Source organism: Micromonospora sp. NPDC052213 (assembly GCF_040679695.1).
Classification (GTDB): Bacteria; Actinomycetota; Actinomycetes; order Mycobacteriales; family Micromonosporaceae; genus Micromonospora.
In genome coordinates, this window is record NZ_JBFAVI010000345.1 from 1 (window position 1) to 1,525 (window position 1,525).

The following is a 1,525-nucleotide window of genomic DNA, read 5'->3' on the forward strand; positions in this document are numbered from 1 at the left end:
CCTCGCCGACGCGGCCGGCGGGCCGAAACATACCTTCATTGCAAGCGTGTCAACATGTAGACAATATTCTTGGTTCTGTCTATCGTCAGCACCACTTAGCGATGTACTTCAATTTGAGAGGTCGTCAATGGTGCACATCAGACGATGGGCCGGCATAGCCACGGCCCTCCTGGCGACGGAACTCCTGGTCGCGGGCACCGCTGCGCACGCCGCCGCGCCCACGCCGGACCCGGCCCGGGCGAGCGTCGAGCAGGCCGTGACCGTCAAGCTGCTCGGGCAGGCCCGGGTCGCCGGCGAGGCGCACGCCGAGGAGCCCGACACCCGGGTCACCGTCACCCGAAAGAGCGGCCGCTGGGCCTTCGGCACCGCCGTCGCCCTCACCGGCCACGAGGAGGACGTCCACCCGACCGGCGCGATCTTCATCGCCCGCGCCGAGGCCGGCGGGTGGCAGGTGAGCTTCGACGGCGAGGCGGAGTTCGGCGAGTTGGCCGCCGAGTCGCCCCTGGTCGGCAAGCAGGAGAAGGACGTCCTCACCCGCAGCCCGGGCACGATGTACGCGGGCGGCGACTACCGGACCGGCATGGCCCTGCCGTTCGCGGTCGGCCAGACCTGGACGCTGACCAGCGGCCCGCACGGCTGGGGCGGCTACGAGACGCCGTACAGCTCGATCGACCTCGCGGGCGGCGACCAGGTGGTCCGCGCGGCCCGGGCCGGCACGGCGTACACGATGTGCCGGGGGTGGATCCGGGTGATCCACGACCGCGGCTACTCCACCGACTACTACCACCTGTGGAGCAACATCTCGGCCAACGGCACGGCGGTCGGCCAGGGCGCCTACCTGGGCTACACGGGCACCGACGTCACCTGCGGCGGGGCCGCGTACGGCCGGCACGTCCACTTCGGGCTCCGGCAGAACAGCGCCTACGTGCCCATCGCCGGCCACGGCCTCGGCAAGTGGGTGTTCGAAAACGGCGCCTCGGCCTACCAGGGCGGGGCGCGGCACGGCTCGACCTGGCGGGGCGCCGGTGGCGCGATCTACAACTACGGCGCGCTGGGCTTCAACCAGGCGGTGGTCGACGCCAACGGCGGGGGCACGGTGAACAAGCGGTCCGGCCCCGGCACCGGCTACGCCGTGCTCGGCTCGGTGGGTGACGGCGCGACGGTCACCATCTCCTGCTCCGCCAACGGCACCAGCCACACCGGCCGGTACGGCACCACGTCGCTGTGGAACCGGCTCAGCGACGGCAGTTGGGTCTCCGACGCCTTCCTGTGGACCGGCGTGAACGGCGCGGTCAACGGCTGGTGCTGACCGGCTCCACCGAGCGTCGCCGCAGCGGCCCCCGCCGGAGACGGTGGGGGCCGCCGTGGCGCGGGGACGGGTGGTGGGCGGAGCGCCTCGGAGCCGCCGACCGGCCCGGTGTCGGGGCGCCGACGGCGGGATCCGGCCGGGTCATGGCAGGACCTTCACGATGACCGGGGTGCCCTCGGGGACGTCGCGCAACGCCACGGAGATCTCACGGCCGAT

The 1,525-nt window shown here is 72.4% G+C and carries 1 protein-coding gene; it reads left to right on the forward strand.

From position 1 onward, the window contains the following. Positions 1–130: 130 nt before the first annotated feature. The gene (locus AB0L34_RS33775) at positions 131–1,309 is read left to right on the forward strand and encodes a peptidoglycan DD-metalloendopeptidase family protein (protein WP_363709729.1); all 1,179 of its coding nucleotides are present in this window, start codon (positions 131–133) and stop codon (positions 1,307–1,309) included. The last annotated feature ends 216 nt before the right edge of the window (positions 1,310–1,525 follow it).